Origin of the sequence: Pedobacter gandavensis (assembly GCF_032678465.1) — a bacterium.
In the GTDB taxonomy this organism is placed as follows: Bacteria; Bacteroidota; Bacteroidia; order Sphingobacteriales; family Sphingobacteriaceae; genus Pedobacter; species Pedobacter gandavensis_B.
In genome coordinates this window covers 141,837-159,978 of sequence record NZ_JAVTSK010000010.1, presented here as the reverse complement: position 1 = coordinate 159,978, position 18,142 = coordinate 141,837, and the positions used below count along the sequence as shown (strand labels likewise).

Below are 18,142 nucleotides of genomic sequence, written 5' to 3'. Positions count from 1 at the left end.
ACACTAAATCTTATAACTGGTATCCCTTTTTTCTTCTGATAAGACCAGGAAGCTCTGTACGCTACCTACATTGGGTAATTTAGACAATTGGCCTCGTAAGAAATCATTATAGCCTTTCATGTCCGGAGAAACAATTTTGAGGATGAAATCGAAGTTGCCGGTAATGTAATAACACTCTCTTACATCATCGAATTGTACCACTTCTTTTTGAAAAGCGCTTAAGGCTTCTTCAGAATGGTCATTCATTTGGATATGGGTAAAAGAAATTATGCTGTTGCTGCTTTTTTGCAGGTCTACCAAGGCGGTATACCCTTTAATATAGCCGTTTTGTTCCAGCCATTTTACCCGCTCAAAGATCGGAGAAACACTTTTTCTTAACCTTCTGGCCAGTTCTTTATGCGTCATTCTGGCGTCTTCCTGTAGCAGGCGCAAAATTCCAAGATGTGTAGGATCTAGTTTCGACATTTTTCAGCAAATAGATTTCTAGCTTAGTGTAGATGTTTTATAAAGTATTATCCCTCAAATATAGTATTATTTATTTTTTATGAAACATTTCCAGCCTTTCAGCTGAAGGATAGTGTATAACTTACCTTAACCCCTTAAAAAATAGGAAAGTAGGGAAATTATATTTTGCAATTCTGCTACGCCAGAATTAAGCACCGAAAATTGTATGGTGTAAAATGCCCAAAACAGAAAAATTTGCTGAATGTAAATGGAAAATGAGATATCCGTTTTGACCTTCCGAACTTTGGAGCTATCAACCATAACCTATAAACAATGATCAAACATAATTTCGGTGCAGGGCCATGTATCTTACCAGCTTCAGTTTTAGATCAGGCCGCTGATGCTGTCAGGGATTTTAATGGCATTGGCCTCAGTATTTTAGAGATCTCCCACCGGACGCCAGAGTTCGAAGCTGTCATCAATGAAACACAGGATTTAGTGAGAACTTTATTGGGCGTTCCGGCAGATTATAGCGTCTTGTTCCTGCAAGGTGGCGCCAGTACTCAGTTTTCTATGCTGGCCATGAATTTTCTGCATCAGGGTAAAAAAGCAGCTTATCTGGATAGTGGATTCTTTTCTTTGAAAGCCATTAAAGAAGCTTTGTTTTATGGAGCAGTAGATATTGTAGCTTCTTCAAAAGATAAAAACTATTACTATGTGCCTGTAGGTTATCAAATCCCTGAAGATGCGGCTTACTTTCATTATTGTTCAAATAATACGATAGAAGGAACAGAAATGTTCGAGGTACCTGTTACTTCCGTTCCCGTTATCTGTGATATGTCTTCTGATATTTTTAGCAGAAGTATTGATGTGAGTGATTTTGACCTGATCTATGCAGGTGCACAAAAAAATATGGGCCCGGCAGGAATGACCCTGGTGGTTATCAAAAACAGCCTTCTGGAAAAAGTTCAGGGAGATATAGCTTCTATGTCTGACTACCGGATCTTTAAAGATCATAACTCCATGTTCAATACCCCTCCGGTATTCTCTATTTATGTAGCCATGTTGAATTTAAGGTGGTTAAAAGAAAAGGGGGGCATCCCGAAACAGGAAAGTGAAAATATTGCTAAAGCAGACTTGCTATACCAGGAAATTGATAGAAATTCTTTGTTTTATGGTCTTTCCAGTACTGCCGATAGGTCCAGAATGAATGTGACTTTTAAAACAATAGACCTGGAACTGGAAAGCGCATTTTTAGATTTTGCAGCTTCAAAAGGAATGGTTGGTATTAAAGGATACCCTTCAGCAGGCGGTTTCAGAGTCTCTTTATATAATGCCTTGCCGCTATCAAGTGTGGAAGCACTGGTGAAATGCATGCAGGCTTTTGAAGCAAAACATTCAAATCAAAAAGTATCCATAGAAAATGAAGTTACGGTATGAGACAGTTAAAGATTGCACCATCCATTACCAATCGGGATTCCGAATCTATTGATAAATACCTGACCGATATCGGAAGAATCGATCTGGTAAACGTAGAGGAAGAGTTAAATCTGGCCAGAAGAATAAGAAAAGGAGATAAAGCAGCCTTGGATAAACTGGTGAAAACCAATTTACGCTTTGTCGTTTCTGTTGCCAAAAAATATCAAAACAGAGGTTTGCAATTGGCAGATCTGATCAGTGAAGGAAACCTGGGATTGATCAAAGCCGCTGAGCGATTTGACGATACCAAAGGTTTTAAATTTATCTCTTTCGCCGTATGGTGGATTCGTCAGAGCATCATGCAGGCATTGGCTGATCAAAAGAGAATGATCCGCCTCCCTGGAAACCAGGTATTGGGGATCATTAAAATCAATAAAGCTTCAGATTTGCTGGAGCAACAGCTAGAAAGATTGCCTACTTATGAGGAACTTTCAGAGGCCACTGAACTTTCGGAAGATAAAGTTTCTGATTACTTATCAAGTGCACCTTTGTCTTTTTCATTAGACACAACGGCCAATGAGGAAAGTGGTTTTAGTCTGCTCGACAGTCTGGAGAATAGAAATGTGCCGGATACAGATGCTCAAATGATGACAGAATCATTGACTGAGGACTTGCAACGCACATTAGGTGTGCTTCCGGAACGGGAAAAATGGATCATTACCTTGTTTTTTGGATTAGATAACCATACCGCATTGACCTTAGATGATATGGTGGAAGTTTTTAGCCTGAGTAAGGAACGCATCAGGCAGTTAAAAGACAGGGCATTGAAAACATTGAGACAACATTGCCGGACTCCATATTTAGCAGAATACTTTTAAACAAAAAAAGACGACGTCTGGAGCAACGTCGCCTTAATTTAAGAGATAAATCCCTTGTACACCCAATAGGATTCGAACCTATGACCTACGGTTTAGAAAACCGTTGCTCTATCCAGCTGAGCTATGGATGCATTCCAATTTTTTTTGGTGCGGCAAATGTAGAAGTAAAAATGGACATCTACAATAGCTGTAGGAACAAATAATTCAAGAAAAACCAGGTTTTATTTTCGCCTGGTTTTTTCTTTTAGATGCGATAGGTCTTTCAGTTCTACTTTTCTGAAGTCAATAGGCTGACCTTCACTTTGTAAAGCAATAAAACCACTGCTCAGTAATTTTCCGTCTATTTTGATTTTAGGATCATATCCATTCGCGGTTCCACCGCCAATTTGTGGCTTAGAATATTGAAGTACGGTATCACCATTGATGATGTGTGTAATCAGTGAATCACCTAATACGACCAGTTCTGCACGAACCCATTGATCGCCATGGTAAGTTTTTGAAGAGGAGTTGAGACAATGAGAAGCAGCAATTTTTCCTTTATAAACCACATTCGTCCCTGGCGAACACATATTTCCTGTAGGTCTTGGCTTTCCGTCACCTAAGCCTCCTAAAAACTGCATTTCTACTGAAATTGGCCAGTCTTGTTCTTTAGGCATGGTTCTCGGATCCTGGGAATGGAACATCACTCCGCTATTTCTTAAGGTATAATCAGGGGCTCCTTTCTGTAATTCACCTACAAAACGGTATTCTACTACCAAATGGTAATAGGAGTAAGGAACCTTGTAATACAAATGGCCAAACTGATCATTAAAGTCGCCATACTGGTCGTATCTTACTTTGACCATGCCATCTTCCACACGGAAAGTGTTGCCATAATTTTCTCCGACTTCATGATGGGCGATTTTTACAAACCAATCATTGATGTCTTTTTGATTGAATAAAGAGATAAAACCATTTTTATTCGGTTTCAATTGAGTGTGGGAAGCTTGTTTCTTTGTTGTACTACAGCCAAAAAAAATGGCTGCACAAGCGAAGGGAACAAGGAAGATTTTTTTCATAATTTGGTTCAGATTTGTGTGTGGTTGAAGCCAAAATACAAAAAAAAGGGATATTCTGGTCTGAATATCCCTTTTAGGCTATAGTTCTTAACGAGGTGGCTAAGACTTATTTTTGTTTCATTGCTGGTTTGGCAGCTGGCTTAGGAGTATTTACTACTGCAGTTTTAGTAGCTTCAGTTTTATGAGCTACTGCTTTTGCATGGTGTCCTTTTTGAGCTGGTTTTGCAGTTGCAGCAGGAGTTTGTGCGAATGCGCCGAAAGTTGTTGCAACTAATGCAAGCGCTAAAATTGTTCTTTTCATGTTTTTAATTGTTTTATGTGATTTGTTAGATCAAAGTTGCTGATCAAACATGAAGATTTTATGAAGATAGATGAAGGCTCATTATTTTTATTAAAAAATAATGAAGACATGCGTTCCTTTGCCGATTTCTGATTCAATTTCCAGCTCTAATCCGTGGAAGGCCGCAATGCTCTTCACAATAGAAAGTCCTAATCCATAGCTGTCTTCCTTCTCCGACTGAAATTTTTCAAAACGCTGAAAAGCATGAGCAACCTGGTTTACTTCCATTCCCATACCGGTATCAGCAATCACTAATGCATATTTACTGCTGATAAAAGTATCGTAAATCATGACAGCTCCGGAGGGAATATTGTATTTGATGGCATTGTTAACAATATTCATTAATAAGGTATGGAATAAGGAACGGTTCCCCTTAAAAATGTAATCCTCAGATAAATTGATGGTAAAGCTGAGGTTCATCATGGCCAGACGATGCTCCATTTCTTCATAAACCTCATGAATCATTTCTTTCAGGACAATCGTATCTGGCTTTTTATATTGATTGTTCTCCACTTTTGAGATGAGTAACAAACTATTGATAATTGATTTGAGGCGATTGAGTGTTTTTAAACAGGCAAAGATTTTATTTTCTCCTTCCACACTTAAGGTCTCATCATTCAACAGGTTTTCCAGTCTGGTGTTTAAAATAGAAATTGGAGTGAGTAACTCATGAGAAACATTAGCGATGAATTCTTTTTCTGACAGGAATAGATCTGTGATCTTATTCATTAAAGTACTGATACTTTGATCCAGGATCCTGAAATCTTCTGTAGAGGTTTTTACAGGTTCATAATTGAAACTAATCGGATCATTTACCTTGTTGAGTTTCTGGTCAATAATCTGATAAAATGGGCCTAGCAGGAATTTACTAAAAGCAAGATCACTTAAGAGTGTTAGAATGACTGCGGCAAGCAGGATATAAAAGGTAAATACGGAAATGGTATGTTCCAGTTGCCCGACTGTAGACATGGTTTCGCCAAGTTCCAGGAGGTATGTTTTTCCCTGATAGTTGAACTCCGCACTTAGGATCTGGTACTCCTCCTGGCTGCCTTCAATTTCACGTGTCTCCTGACTAAAATGTTGTTTTAATTTTTGCTGATGGTTGCTTTTAACCTCTTTTAGGATGATGTATTCTTCCTTAAGTAGGTTATAATCTGTGAAGGTCTTTTGTTGGGTCAGTAAGTCATTGATCCTGGTGCTGGAAAGGTTGGTGACCAGCTTGTTCTTTTTTTGAATTAACCGCTGGTGCATATGATTTACCGAAATCCGGTTGATCGAAACCAGAATTAAAATCCCCATCAGGGTGATGATGGCCACCTTGGTCAGCGTATTGTATAAAGCAAGTTTGAGTTGCAGTTTCATCTTTATGTTGTCGAATTAATCCGATAACCAATGCTCCTTACCGTTTCAAACCAGTCGATCTGGCCGTGGACAGAAAGCTTCTTTCTTAAATTCTTTACGTGGACATCCACAAAATTAGAGTCAGAATTGATTTCCAGAATATCACCCCAAACATGCTCTGTCAGGTTGATTCTTGAAATGACTCTGTTTTTATTTAATACCAGGTAATTAAAGATTTCAAATTCCTTCCCCGTCAGGTTGATCTTTTGTCCGCCGAAACTAAGCTTATGATTTTTAATGTCCAGAATAAAACCATGAATATTCAGTTCATTCATTTCCAATTTGTGTTTTCTCCTGATGATGGCATGCATTCTGGCCAATAGTTCGGTCAGGGAAAAAGGTTTGGGCAGGTAATCATCCGCTCCGGATTCCAATCCCTTAATACGGTCTTCCACATCGCCTCTCGCAGTCAGGATGATCAGCGCGTCTTCCCGGTTTTTCAATTGTTTAAACTCATGGAGCAATTCAAGGCCATCTCCATCAGGAAGCCCAAGATCGAGGAGAATAAAGTCGTAATTGTTGACAAATATTTTTTCCGCTGCCGATGATTTCTTCCAGGCATGTTCTATCGTATAACCTTCCTTACCTAGAAATGTTGCCATCTCGAGCGCCAGGTTTTTTTCATCTTCCACAATAAGGATATTCATAAAGTCAATATTACATAAAAAAACAATGATTACCAGACTTTCAATTTTGAGTTATAAATGGCCGATTTATGGGTTTTTAGCGGATATTTTAATTTCTTGTAATCCTGAAACAATATTGATACATAGGTTGTTGTCAGATTATAAACCTCATTAAAATAAGCAATAAATAACTAAGGTTTTATGAAAAATACAGCTACAATAGCGATTAAGTACCACCCATCATCTGGTTAATAAATAAATGATGAGTATTGGTAAGAGGAACAGGTGCATAAGGAAGACTGGTATTCATTTTAATAGAAAGGAATAATAAACGATGATGATTCTATAAATACTTCATTTTCTTACCTTATGAAACAACAAAAATCGATCTTAACGTTTCTCCTGATCTTCCCGGTTACCTGGTGTTCAGTTGCTTTTGGACAAACGGAACAGCAGACTAAAGAATTGAGAAATGCCACACTACAGGAAGTGATCGCTTATGCCCTGGTCAATAAACCCGGAGTACAACAATCGTTAATCGATGAAGAAATTGGTGAGCGGGATATCAAATCTGCACTTTCAGGTTGGTTTCCTCAAATCACGGGTTCTGCCAATTACAACTATAATCTTAAGCAGCAGGTTAGTGTGCTGACCACTGGAGGGCAGAGTCAGACCTTGGTACTGGGTACAAAAAACACCTCAGCATTTACCTTACAGGCAGATCAGAAGTTTCTGGATGCAGGATTAATACAGGCTTCCAAAGCTTCGAAATATTACAGGCAACAATATCAGCAGAATACAGAAAATACAAAGATCAACACTGTAGTTGGTGTCAGTAAGGCTTATTTTGATGTCCTCAGTAGTAATGAACAGCTAAAAATCATCAATGAAAACATCGCAAGGTTAGAGAAACAATTCAAAGATGCAAAGGCACAATATGAAAATGGTCTGGTCGACAAAACAGATTATCAGCGTGCGCAAATCAGTTTAAGTAATTCAAAAGCCGATAAAAAACGGGCAGAGGAATTGATCAAATATAAATACGCTTACCTGAAAGAATTGATCGGTTATGCTGGCAATACAGATATTAGTCTGAATTTTGATGCGGTAAAGATGGAAAATGAAATCCTGCTTGATACCAACCAAAGAGAGACTTATGAAAATAGGGTGGAGTACCGCTTGTTACAAACGCAAAAGCAATTGCAACACCTCAATACCAGTTATAATAAATGGTCATTTCTACCCAATATCTCTGGTTTTATTAACTACAACTGGAACTACCTTAACAACAATTTCGCTGATCTTTATAATAAGAATTATCCAAGCTCCTTGTTTGGCTTGAGATTAAACATGCCTATTTTTCAGGGTACAAAAAGAATTCAGGAGCTTAAAAAGTCGCAATTACAGGAGCAAAGAATAGACCTGGATCTGGTCAATATTAAAAATCAGATTAAGACGCAGTATGAAGCTGCAATGGCCACTTATAAGGCCACTCTGAACGATTGGAAAACGGCAGGAGCCAATGTGGCAATTTCCCAGCAGGTTTATCAAACTATAAAATTGCAATACGATGAAGGGATAAAGACTTATCTGGATCTGATGACTTCGGAAACAGATTTGCGTACCGCTCAGCTCAATTATTTAAATACGCTGTACAGTCTTCTGTCTTCCAGATTAGATGTACAACAAGCATTAGGCACAATTACCGTAAACCAATAAGTACTCAAATGAAGACGATTAATCACGTAAAACTAGGCATTGTTATTTTGGGCTCCATTTCTTTAGCGTCATGCGGTAATGGAAATAAAGCTGCACAGCAGCAGGCAGGACCGCCTCCCGCAACACCGGTATCGGTCTATAAGGTAGTTGCACAGCCAGTCACCACAGTGGATACTTATCCAGGGGTAGTAGTGGCATTGGATGAAGTGGAAATCCGCGCACAGGTAGGTGGTTTTATCACCGCAATTTATGTGAAAGATGGTCAGAAGGTACAAAAAGGGCAGAAGCTCTATGAAATTGATCGTACAAAATATCTGGCAGCTTATAATTCGGCAAAAGCCAATGTGGCAGTGGCTCAGGCCAATCGGGATAAGGCTAAGAAAGATGCAGAACGGTATAAAAATCTCGCAGCGCAGGACGCAATTGCCAAGCAACGTGTGGACTATGCTTTAACAGATCTTGCCAATGCAGAATCGCAGGTGGCTGCCGCAAAAGCAACACTTTCCTCGGCAAATAATGACCTTCAGAATGCCTTAATTGTTTCCCCTTTAACCGGAACAATAGGTATTTCTCAAGTGAAACCAGGCGCTTTGGTAACACCTTCCTCAACGATTTTAAATACGGTTTCTACCGGGAATCCTATTGCTGTAGATATTACTGTAAACCAGGGAGATATTCCCAATTTTCTGAAACTAAAAAACAATCCACTAGCGATAAAAGATTCCGTGTTTACGGTACAGCTGCAAGATGGTAGTTTATATCAGCGTCAGGGTAAAATTATCACTATAGATCGTGCAGTAGATCCTGCTACGGGAACCATAAAGGTGAGGATCGGTTATCCTAATGAGGCTGGAAGATTAATTGCCGGGATGACGGTAAATATGAAAGTATTAAATAAATCCACGGGTGATGAGTTGGTGATCCCTTATAAAGCGGTCATTGAACAGTTGGGCTCCTTTAATGTATATGTGGTAGCAGATAGCAATAAGGCCGAACAGCGAATCATTCAAATGGGTAAACAATTCGATAAGAGTGTGGTGGTGAAAGAGGGCTTGAAGGCAGGAGAATTGATCGTTTCAGATGGTGCACAAAATGTAAGACCTGGTGCTGTGGTAAAATTTTAAAAGAATCTTAAGCTTATGATCTCAGAAGTATTTATCAGACGCCCGGTCACGGCCATCGTAATTTCCATTCTCATTGTACTGATTGGAACTATTGTCATAACTACGCTACCCATCAGTCAGTATCCAAGTATTGCTCCTCCAACGGTTACGGTTTCAGGGACTTATACGGGGGCTGATGCACAAACCGTGGAACAAACAGTGACTACTCCAATAGAAAGTCAGATTAACGGTACTCCGGGAATGAAGTATTTGTCTTCAAACAGTACTTCCGACGGACGCTCCTCTATCACGGTTACCTTTGATGTAGGAACGAATATTGATATTGCAGCACTAGACGTACAGAATAGGGTTGGAATTGCAGAACCTTCCCTGCCAGAGGCGGTTAACCGCTTAGGTGTCACCACAAAGAAAGCAAATAATGATATTTTGATGGTGGTTGGTTTGTACTCTCCGAATGGAACTTATGATGATAAATTTATTTCCAATTATGTCAACCTTTATGTAAAAGACGCTTTACTCCGTGTACAGGGAGTAGGAGATGTGCAGGCATTTGGTCAGCCATTTAGTATGCGTATCTGGCTGGATGCTAATAAACTAGCTAATTATGGCCTTACGCCGGCAAATGTTTCGGCTGCGGTACAGGAACAGAATACCCGCGTTCCAGGAGGGAGTGTAGGTGCGCCTCCACAACCAGACCATCAGACTTTTGAATTTTCGGTGATCCTGGATGGAGACCTCAATACGGTGGATCAGTTTAATAATATTGTCGTTAAAACAGGAGCAGATGGTTCAGTTGTCTTTCTGAAAGATGTAGCCAGAGTGGAACTCGGGGCCTTCAGTTATTCGCTTAACTCTAAAGTGAATGGAAAAGTAGCTTCCATGATGATGATCAATCAGACGCCTGGAGGTAATGCAGTACAGGCCGCCGACGGTATCTATAAGGCACTCGAGCAATTGAAAAAATCATTCCCTAAAGACCTGGATTATACCGTACCTTATGAAACTGTAACTGTAGTGAAGGTGTCTATTAATGAGGTGGTTCATACCTTGATCGAAGCATTGATACTGGTGACCATAGTGGTGTTTATCTTCCTGCAAAGCTGGAGGGCAACATTGATTCCGGTACTGGCCATTCCCGTGTCTATTATCGGTACTTTTATCTTTTTCACTTTCTTCGGTTTCTCTATCAATACCCTGACCATGTTTGGTTTCGTTCTTGCCATTGGTATTGTGGTAGATGATGCGATTGTGGTAGTGGAGGCGGTCCAGCATTATATGGATCATGATGGTTTATCGGCACCCGAGGCTACCAGAAGAGCGATGAGTGACATTACTGCTCCCGTAATCGCGATAGCGCTGATCCTGGCCGCAGTATTTATTCCAGTAGGATTTATTCCCGGAATGGTTGGGAAATTGTACCAGCAATTTGCCATTACCATTGCCGTTTCGGTATTGATCTCAGCTTTTGTTGCACTTACACTAACACCTGCACTCTGTTCTATTCTTTTGAAACCAATGAACTTAACCGCAGAGTCTAAAGGCTTAAATAAGTTGTTCTTTAAGTTTAATCAATGGTTTGCCAGAGTGAGTCATAATTATTCTATGGGTGTTAAAAAAGCCTTAAAGGCAATTCCATTGGTGATGATTATTTTGCTCTGTCTTTATATTGGAACCGGTACTTTATTCATGAAAAAGCCTACGGGATTTATTCCTAATGAGGATGCCGGAATCTTTTTAGTTGGTGCCACTCTGCCCGAAGGTGCCTCGACAGCGCGAACCGATGCTTTTATCAAAAGAATCACAGATAGTATCCGTAACAATAATCCGGAAGTGGAGAATATTACTTCTATTGGAGGAATCAATATCCTCAACAGATCCTTTAAATCCAATGCAGGAACTTTCTTCGTACAGCTCAAAAACTGGGATGTCCGTAAAAAGGATGTAAACACAATTATGGCTGGCTTAACGAAATCTTTTGCCGGGGATAAGGATGGAAGTATTCTGGTGGTTTCGCCACCGGCAATTCCAGGTCTGGGAATTAGTGGTGGTTTTACCCTCCAAATCCAGGAGAAACAAAGTGGTGATATTAAGGAATTTGAGGCCAATGTGGGTAAATTCCTTGCTGCCGCTAATCAGCGTCCGGAAATAGGGATGGCCTATACTTTGTTTAACTCAAAAACACCGAATTATAAGGTAAAAGTGGATCGAGACCAGGCGAAGAGGATGGGGGTTTCTGTTGGGGCGATTTATAGCACCATCTCCACTTATTTGGGCAGTAGTTATATCAATGATTTCACCAAATATGGAAGAAATTTTAGGGTGGTGAGTCAGGCAGATACCAGCTACCGGAAAAATATTGAAGACCTGAAGCACCTGAGGGTGATGAATGCGAAAGGACTTTCCGTTCCGCTGAGTACATTAGTTTCTTATCAGGTGATTGAGAATCCATCTATCATCAATCACTATAACCTTTTCCGTTCTGTTGAGATTGGTGGGGCCGCTAAACCGGGTAGAAGCTCTGGAGATGCCTTAAAGGCATTGCAGGAGGTGGCCGCTCAGACTTTACCTTCCAGTTATGCCTATGACTTCTCCGGACTGAGTCTGGAAGAAACAGAAGCAGGTAACAGTACAACGCTCATTTTTACTTTGATCATTGTCTTTGTGTTTTTATTACTTGCAGCCTTATATGAAAGCTGGTCGGTGCCTTTCTCTATTTTACTTTCGGTACCATTGGGTTTGTTTGGCGCCATTCTGGCATTGACTTTCCTTCCTAAACTGGATAACAATATATACGCTCAGGTGGGTTTAATTACCCTCATTGGTTTATCTGCCAAGAATGCCATTTTGATTGTGGAGTTTGCTAAAGAAAGGGTAGACTGGGGAATGGAACTGATTGCAGCAACGATAGAAGCGGTGAGGTTGAGGCTCAGACCAATTATTATGACTTCCCTGGCCTTCATCCTCGGGGTAATTCCCTTGATGATCTCTACTGGTGCAGGTGCAGTTTCCAGACAAACGATTGGCTGGACAGTAGCTGCGGGGATGCTTTCCGCTACAATATTTGCATTATTTATAGTACCGGTGTTGTTTGTATTGATTACCAGACTGGCTTATGGCAAGAAAAGACTGGCAGAATTACAAGCCTCATATGATCCGGAAGCACATAAAAATACCCTGCATGCTGAAGACGATTAAATCAGGGGCAGCCTGGTTAAATCTTCAACAGCTTATTTAAATTCCCCCTATATTATAAATGCCCCCATATTCTGGGGGCATTTATTTTGCTTTCATCAATTGATGCTTATAAAAGCATGTAGTTGCGGGAGTTATTTCCAGCCACCACCTAATGCTCTGTATAGGTTCACAACAGATTGTAATTTTTGTAACCTGTCATTTACACCACTCAGTTGCGCAGCAAGTAAACTTTGCTCTGAAGTCAATACATCTGTATAGTTTGTTGCAGAACTGAATCTTAGCAATTCCTGAGTATAATCTACTGATTTTTGTAAAGCCGCAATCTGTTTTGCTCGTGCATCTTCTTTTTCAACCGCAGTCTGGTAACTGTAAAGTGCATCCGACACTTCCTTACCCGCTACCAATAGCGTTTGCTGGAAGCTATTCATTGCTTGCTCCTGAGCGGATTTTGCAGTGATTAACCTGGCTTTATTCAATCCTTTGTTAAAGATTGGTTGCGTTAAACCACCTACCAAATTATAAAATATAGATTTATCGAAGAAGTCTTTTAGATCGAGACTCGACAATCCACCTGTAGCAGTAATGGTGAAAGAAGGATAGAAATAAGTACGCGCAAGATTTGTGTTCTCAAATGCACTCCTGAAAGCAAATTCAGCACTTTGTACGTCTGGTCTGTTTTCAAGCAATTGCGTTGGAACACCAATTTTTAAATCGCTGGTAGGGTTTTGAGCACTCAGTTTACCACGACTGATTGGTCCCGGAGCTCTTGACAATAGGATGTTTAAGGCATTTTCTGTTTCTCTGATCGTTTTTTTCAAATCAGGAATCGTGACTTCAGTAGCATACCTGCTGGCTTCACTTTGCACTACTGCTGCACCATTAACTACCGCTCCTTCTTTTAAAGCTTTCATGGTTTCTACACCAGTAATTCTGCTTTTTAAAGTTTGTTGGGTAATTTCCAGCTGACTGTCTAGTGCGAGTAGCGTATAATAGTTGTTGGCAATATCTGCAATCAATTGCGTTTGAACTGCTCTTTTTGCTGCATCGGTCTGAAAGTAAGCCGCTAAAGCAGCTCTCTTTGTACTGCTCAGTTTACCCCAGATGTCAGCTTCCCAACTGGTACTCAATTGCGCTTTAAAAGAGTTGGTTAGCGTGTTGATGTTGATGCCCGGAGGAAAGTTAAGTCCTGCTTGCGACTGTTTATTTCTTGATGCATTGACATCAGCGGTCAGCGTAGGAAAGAATGCAGCCTTACTTTGTTGTAAGGTTGCTTTCGACTGAACGATCTTCTCAACGGCATTTTTTAAATTCAGATTCTGTTCCAGTCCTTCCTGGATCAAGCCTGATAATTGAGGGTCAGCAAAGATACTTTGCCATGGCGTATTTGCCATGGAAAGTGTATCTGTTGACGTTTGCTCACGAAACAATCCCATCGTTTTTAACTTCGGACTTTCGTAAGGTTTAGTCACCCTGCAAGAGGCAAAAACGGTAGCCGCTAATGCAAGGGTAAACATCTGTTTTTTATAGGATAAAGTCATTGTTGCTCTTAAATAAATGATTAATGCTGTGGTGCTTTTTTAGCTTTACTCGGATCGATAGCATCTTCGTCATCGTCGTCGTAAGTCTTTAAATGTAAAGGACCACTGATTTTTTCCTGTAACGTCTGGAAAATAATGAACAATACCGGAATCACAAATACTCCTAATATGGTTCCGATAAGCATACCACCCACAGCACCCGTACCAATAGATTTATTACCTACCGCACCTGCACCCGTAGAGAACATCAATGGAACCAATCCAAAGATGAAGGCGAATGAAGTCATGAGGATAGGTCTGAAACGGGCTACCGCACCTTGAATGGCAGATTGTACGATATCGAGGCCCTGACGTCTTCTTTCTAAGGCAAACTCCACAATCAAAATACCGTTCTTGGCCAATAAACCAATGAGCATGATGAGTGAGATTTGCAGGTAAATATTACTGTTTAATCCAAATACAATTGAGAATAAGTAAGCACCTGCCAAACCAAATGGAATCGATAGAATTACAGCAAATGGAAGGATATAACTTTCATATTGTGCACTCAAAAGGAAGTAAACGAATATCAGACATAAAATGAAGATAAACACAGTCTGGCTTCCAGAAGCTAGCTCTTCACGGGTTAGACCTGAGAAATCATAACCATAACCTGCAGGCAATGATTCTGCTGCTACTTCCTGAATTGCTTTGATCGCATCTCCAGAACTGTATCCCATATTTGGCGCACCGGTAACTGAGATAGAGCTGAAAAGGTTGAATCTGGAAATAGACTCCGGACCATATACCCTCTTCATGGTAATGAATTCTGTAATTGGCGCCATTTCGCCTTTGTTATTCCTAACAAATACTTTGTTTAGTCCTTCCGGATTTTTACGGTAATTGGCATCTGCCTGTATCATAACGCGGTATTGTTTACCAAACTGGTTAAAGTTTGATGCATACAGACCACCATAATAACCTTGTAAAGTGTTCAGTACTGAGTTGACTGTAATTCCGGCTTCTTTACATTTCTCCAAATTTACATCCAGCATATATTGCGGGAAGTTCGGGTTAAATGAAGTAGTCGCATATTGAATCTCCGGACGTTTAGATAGGTTGGCAAGGAAATCAGAGTTTACCTTAAACAATTCCTGAACGGTATGTCCACCTTTATCCTGCACCTGGAATTCAAATCCACCACTCTGACCAAAACCCTGAATGGTAGGAGGAGAGATAAAGAAGATACTTGCATCTCTGATCCCTGCTGTTTTTGCAAAAAGTTCGCCTATTATTTCCTGAATACCACGGTCACGATCGCTCCATGTTTTCAGTTTCAGAATTACCATACTGTATGCACTACCCTGACCAGCAGTAAAGTTTTGCCCCACAATTCGTAAAGTGTTTTTTACTTCCGGAATGGTATGTGCCATACTATCTACCTGCTTCGCGATGATCGTGGAACGTTCCATAGATGCCGATGGCGGTAAACTGATGTTGGCAAAAATAGTTCCCTGATCCTCTGCAGGAACAAATGAAGATGGTGTGGTTTTCATCATGAAGACCAGGCCGCCAGTAAATAAAACGATGGCCGCCAATACAATCCATTTTTTTATAGAAAGGAATTGTATTGATTTCTTGTATTTGTTGGTGACATTATCAAATGAAACGTTGAAAGCAGTATAGAAGCGTTGCAAAAAGCTTTGATGCTTATGGTCGTCTGCATGTGGTTTTAGTAATAAAGCACACAATGCCGGACTCAAGGTCAAGGCGTTTACTGCAGATAAGATAATCGCTACCGCAAGGGTAATCCCAAATTGTTTGTAGAATACCCCAGTAGAACCTGTAATAAAGGTTACCGGAATAAATACAGCCGCCATCACCAGGGTAATCGAAATGATCGCCCCAGAGATCTCACTCATGGCATCAATGGTCGCTTTTCTTGCCGATTTATAACCATGGTCTAGTTTGGCATGGACGGCCTCCACTACCACAATCGCATCATCCACCACAATACCAATGGCGAGGACAAGGGCAAATAGGGTTAATAAGTTAATCGTAAAGCCAAATAGGTTTAGGAAAAAGAAGGTACCTACAATTGCCACAGGTACTGCTATCGCAGGAATTAAGGTAGAACGGAAGTCCTGTAAGAAGATAAATACCACAATGAATACAAGGATAAAGGCTTCAATAAGGGTATGTACTACTTTCTCAATTGAAGCATCCAGGTTTTCATTCACATCCACCAGGTAGACATAATTTACGCCTTTAGGGAAGTCTTTAGCGGCCTTGTCAATGATTTTCTTCGATTCATTAATTACATCTCTCGCATTTGATCCTGGAGTCTGACTAATCGCCACACCTACAGATGGTTTTCCATTGGTGGTAATGTTTGAGCTATAACTTAAGGAGCCTAGTTCTACTCTGGCTACATCTTTTAGACGTAACAATTGTCCATTACCTGCTGATTTAACCACGATGTTTTCAAACTCAGTCGCTTTAGTTAACCGTCCTTTGTATTTGATCACATATTGAAAAGCCTCTTCGCCATTTTCTCCAAATTTACCTGGCGCGGCTTCAATGTTCTGCTCAGCCAATGCTGCCGAAATATCTGCAGGAATCAGGCTGTATTGTGCCATCATATCTGGTTTCAACCAAATACGCATCGAGTAATCTTTAGATCCGAAAATCATCGCATTACCCACACCGGTTACCCTTTGAATGGCTGGAACCAGGTTAATCTTTGCATAATTCTGTAGGAAAGTCTGATCGTAGGCTGGATTATCACTATAAAGTGAGAAAATCAACAAGTTACTACTCTGACTCTTAGTTACAGTAACCCCCGCCTGTGTTACCTCTTGTGGCAATAGACTGGTGGCTCTGGAAACCCTGTTCTGCACGTTTACTGCAGCTAAATCGGGGTCCGTTCCTACTTTAAAGAAAATGTTAATACTTGCTGAACCATCATTTGTTGCTGTGGAAGTCATGTAAGTCATGTTTTCCACCCCGTTGATTTGCTCCTCTAATGGTATGATGACGCTTTTAAGTACCACATCGGCATTGGCTCCTGTATATGCTGCAGATACCTGCACAGTAGGAGGGGCAATGTCTGGGTATTGTGAAATGGGCAGCGCGAGCAGCCCTAGTAGTCCCAGGATCACAATGATCACAGAGATCACTGTAGAAAGCACCGGGCGCTGTATGAATATCTTAAACATATATGGATCTTATTTTAAATCTGCGTAAACAACTGCTTCGCTTACCGGGTTTACTTTTATCTGAGTATCGTCTTTTAATGTTGCAACGCCTTCGAGTACGATTTTATCGCCAGCCTTCAGACCTTCTTCTACTACAAAGTAAGTTCCTGCAGTATTTTTCATGACCGAAATTGCTGTACTTTTTGTTTTACCATCTTTATCTACAACAACGGCAAAACGTTTGTCCTGTAGTTCAAATGTGGCACTTTGAGGAATTAGGATGGCATCTTTAACGGGATCCGGAATTCTTACAGTAGCACTGCTACCGCTGCGGATCAGACCTTTTGGATTAGGAAAACTAGCACGGACATTCGCAGAACCTGTAGTGGTATTAATTTGTCCGGTGATGGTTTGAATACGGCCTTTATGATCGTACAAACTGCCATCAGATAAGATTAAGGAAACTTCAGGAAGTTTAGCCAGTTTTTGAGCAAGGGTCATTCCTTTATCGTCTTTAAAGAAATGAAGCAATAGCTTTTCATTGAATGCAAAATAGGCATATACATTTCCTGTACTTGATACGGTAGTTAGCGGTTCCGCATTGTTACCACTCACTAAACTTCCCAGACGGAAAGGAATGGCACCTACAACACCGTCAACCGGACTGGTTACTGTAGTATAACCTAGGTTCGTTTTCGCATTTGACAAAGCTGCTTTCGCTTGTGCCAATGCTGCAACTTTTGCCTGGTAAGTATATTGTGCAGATTCCAATTCGTATTTACTCACAATATCTTTTTCTACCAATGGCTTTACTTTATTTACCGCCATGTTGGCCGCACTCACTTCAGCTTCTGCACTCTTGATACTCGCTGTCGCAGTTCTTACTTCCTGCTCATATTGAGGTGCATTGATTTTAAACAGTGGTTGTCCTTTTCTAACCACTGAACCTTCATCCACAAAAATCTTCTCCACATATCCATCTACTCTTGGTCTGATTTCTATATTCTGCTGGCCCTGGATACTTGCAGGATAATCGGTGTTTAAGGTTGCATTTCGTGGCTGCAACTCCAGTACTTTGTATTCTTTGATCTGTGCAGGTCCGGCTCCAGGGCCAGCTTGCTTTGATCCGCTATTTCCGCATGAACTTAAAATCATTAATGCCGGAAGCAATAATAGTGATTGAATTGTGTATCTCATTTTTATGGGTATTGTTCGTGTTTTGTG

13 protein-coding genes and 1 tRNA gene are annotated in these 18,142 nt (G+C 40.5%); 5 read left to right on the top strand and 9 right to left on the bottom strand.

Annotated elements, in window-relative coordinates:
• Nucleotides 1–3: 3 nt before the first annotated feature.
• Nucleotides 4–465, bottom strand: coding sequence for an Lrp/AsnC family transcriptional regulator (locus R2Q94_RS18035; RefSeq protein WP_316822868.1), 462 nt, complete (start codon nt 463–465; stop codon nt 4–6).
• Between the two features lie 315 nt (nt 466–780).
• Here R2Q94_RS18035 and serC point away from each other — a divergent pair, with 315 nt between their 5' ends.
• Both serC and R2Q94_RS18025 read left to right on the top strand, forming a co-directional pair.
• On the top strand, nt 781–1,884 hold the full coding sequence (serC, locus tag R2Q94_RS18030) for a 3-phosphoserine/phosphohydroxythreonine transaminase (RefSeq protein ID WP_316822888.1): 1,104 nt from the start codon (nt 781–783) through the stop codon (nt 1,882–1,884).
• A complete protein-coding gene (locus R2Q94_RS18025; protein ID WP_316822867.1) occupies nt 1,881–2,741 on the top strand; it encodes an RNA polymerase sigma factor RpoD/SigA in 861 nt (286 codons plus the stop codon). Before serC ends, R2Q94_RS18025 begins: the two co-directional genes overlap by 4 nt.
• A gap of 57 nt (nt 2,742–2,798) precedes the next feature.
• Here R2Q94_RS18025 and R2Q94_RS18020 read toward each other — a convergent pair.
• The 5 genes from R2Q94_RS18020 to R2Q94_RS18000 all read right to left on the bottom strand — a co-directional run bounded on the left by R2Q94_RS18020 (nt 2,799) and on the right by R2Q94_RS18000 (nt 6,187).
• Nucleotides 2,799–2,872 (bottom strand) — tRNA-Arg (locus tag R2Q94_RS18020).
• Between the two features lie 90 nt (nt 2,873–2,962).
• Entirely contained in the window at nt 2,963–3,799 is an 837-nt protein-coding gene (locus R2Q94_RS18015; protein WP_316822866.1) for a DUF1080 domain-containing protein, read from the bottom strand.
• Between the two features lie 106 nt (nt 3,800–3,905).
• Nucleotides 3,906–4,100, bottom strand: coding sequence for a hypothetical protein (locus R2Q94_RS18010; RefSeq protein WP_316822865.1), 195 nt, complete (start codon nt 4,098–4,100; stop codon nt 3,906–3,908).
• A gap of 90 nt (nt 4,101–4,190) precedes the next feature.
• Nucleotides 4,191–5,501 carry a HAMP domain-containing sensor histidine kinase gene (locus tag R2Q94_RS18005; RefSeq protein ID WP_316822864.1) on the bottom strand — a complete coding sequence of 437 codons (1,311 nt, stop codon included), beginning with the start codon at nt 5,499–5,501 and terminating at the stop codon, nt 4,191–4,193.
• 2 nt (nt 5,502–5,503) lie between these two features.
• Nucleotides 5,504–6,187 carry a response regulator transcription factor gene (locus tag R2Q94_RS18000; protein ID WP_316822863.1) on the bottom strand — a complete coding sequence of 228 codons (684 nt, stop codon included), beginning with the start codon at nt 6,185–6,187 and terminating at the stop codon, nt 5,504–5,506.
• A gap of 348 nt (nt 6,188–6,535) precedes the next feature.
• Here R2Q94_RS18000 and R2Q94_RS17995 point away from each other — a divergent pair, with 348 nt between their 5' ends.
• From R2Q94_RS17995 to R2Q94_RS17985, 3 genes are read left to right on the top strand one after another with little or no spacing between them, the layout of a single operon-like run.
• Nucleotides 6,536–7,885, top strand: coding sequence for a TolC family protein (locus R2Q94_RS17995; protein WP_316822862.1), 1,350 nt, complete (start codon nt 6,536–6,538; stop codon nt 7,883–7,885).
• Nucleotides 7,886–7,893: 8 nt separating this feature from the next.
• Entirely contained in the window at nt 7,894–9,009 is a 1,116-nt protein-coding gene (locus tag R2Q94_RS17990; RefSeq protein WP_316822861.1) for an efflux RND transporter periplasmic adaptor subunit, read from the top strand.
• 15 nt (nt 9,010–9,024) lie between these two features.
• A complete protein-coding gene (locus tag R2Q94_RS17985; RefSeq protein ID WP_316822860.1) occupies nt 9,025–12,204 on the top strand; it encodes a multidrug efflux RND transporter permease subunit in 3,180 nt (1,059 codons plus the stop codon).
• Nucleotides 12,205–12,335: 131 nt separating this feature from the next.
• Here R2Q94_RS17985 and R2Q94_RS17980 read toward each other — a convergent pair whose 3' ends face one another.
• From R2Q94_RS17980 to R2Q94_RS17970, 3 genes are read right to left on the bottom strand one after another with little or no spacing between them, the layout of a single operon-like run.
• Nucleotides 12,336–13,742, bottom strand: a complete 1,407-nt coding sequence (locus R2Q94_RS17980) for an efflux transporter outer membrane subunit (RefSeq protein ID WP_316822859.1) — start codon at nt 13,740–13,742, stop codon at nt 12,336–12,338.
• Between the two features lie 20 nt (nt 13,743–13,762).
• Complete coding sequence (locus R2Q94_RS17975; protein WP_316822858.1) at nt 13,763–16,939, bottom strand: efflux RND transporter permease subunit; 3,177 nt, start codon at nt 16,937–16,939, stop codon at nt 13,763–13,765.
• A 9-nt stretch (nt 16,940–16,948) separates the two neighbouring features.
• Nucleotides 16,949–18,115: an efflux RND transporter periplasmic adaptor subunit gene (locus R2Q94_RS17970; RefSeq protein ID WP_316822857.1), complete on the bottom strand. Its 1,167-nt coding sequence runs from the start codon at nt 18,113–18,115 to the stop codon at nt 16,949–16,951.
• Between the last annotated feature and the right edge of the window lie 27 nt (nt 18,116–18,142).

Coding starts and splice junctions, on each gene's coding strand:
- R2Q94_RS18000 (WP_316822863.1), bottom strand. CDS start 6,187: ATGAATATCCTTATTGTGGAAGATGAAAAAAACCTGGCGCTCGAGATG.
- R2Q94_RS18035 (WP_316822868.1), bottom strand. CDS start 465: ATGTCGAAACTAGATCCTACACATCTTGGAATTTTGCGCCTGCTACAG.
- R2Q94_RS17990 (WP_316822861.1), top strand. CDS start 7,894: ATGAAGACGATTAATCACGTAAAACTAGGCATTGTTATTTTGGGCTCC.
- R2Q94_RS17970 (WP_316822857.1), bottom strand. CDS start 18,115: ATGAGATACACAATTCAATCACTATTATTGCTTCCGGCATTAATGATT.
- R2Q94_RS18010 (WP_316822865.1), bottom strand. CDS start 4,100: ATGAAAAGAACAATTTTAGCGCTTGCATTAGTTGCAACAACTTTCGGC.
- R2Q94_RS17985 (WP_316822860.1), top strand. CDS start 9,025: ATGATCTCAGAAGTATTTATCAGACGCCCGGTCACGGCCATCGTAATT.
- R2Q94_RS17995 (WP_316822862.1), top strand. CDS start 6,536: ATGAAACAACAAAAATCGATCTTAACGTTTCTCCTGATCTTCCCGGTT.
- R2Q94_RS18015 (WP_316822866.1), bottom strand. CDS start 3,799: ATGAAAAAAATCTTCCTTGTTCCCTTCGCTTGTGCAGCCATTTTTTTT.
- R2Q94_RS17980 (WP_316822859.1), bottom strand. CDS start 13,742: ATGACTTTATCCTATAAAAAACAGATGTTTACCCTTGCATTAGCGGCT.
- R2Q94_RS17975 (WP_316822858.1), bottom strand. CDS start 16,939: ATGTTTAAGATATTCATACAGCGCCCGGTGCTTTCTACAGTGATCTCT.
- R2Q94_RS18025 (WP_316822867.1), top strand. CDS start 1,881: ATGAGACAGTTAAAGATTGCACCATCCATTACCAATCGGGATTCCGAA.
- R2Q94_RS18005 (WP_316822864.1), bottom strand. CDS start 5,501: ATGAAACTGCAACTCAAACTTGCTTTATACAATACGCTGACCAAGGTG.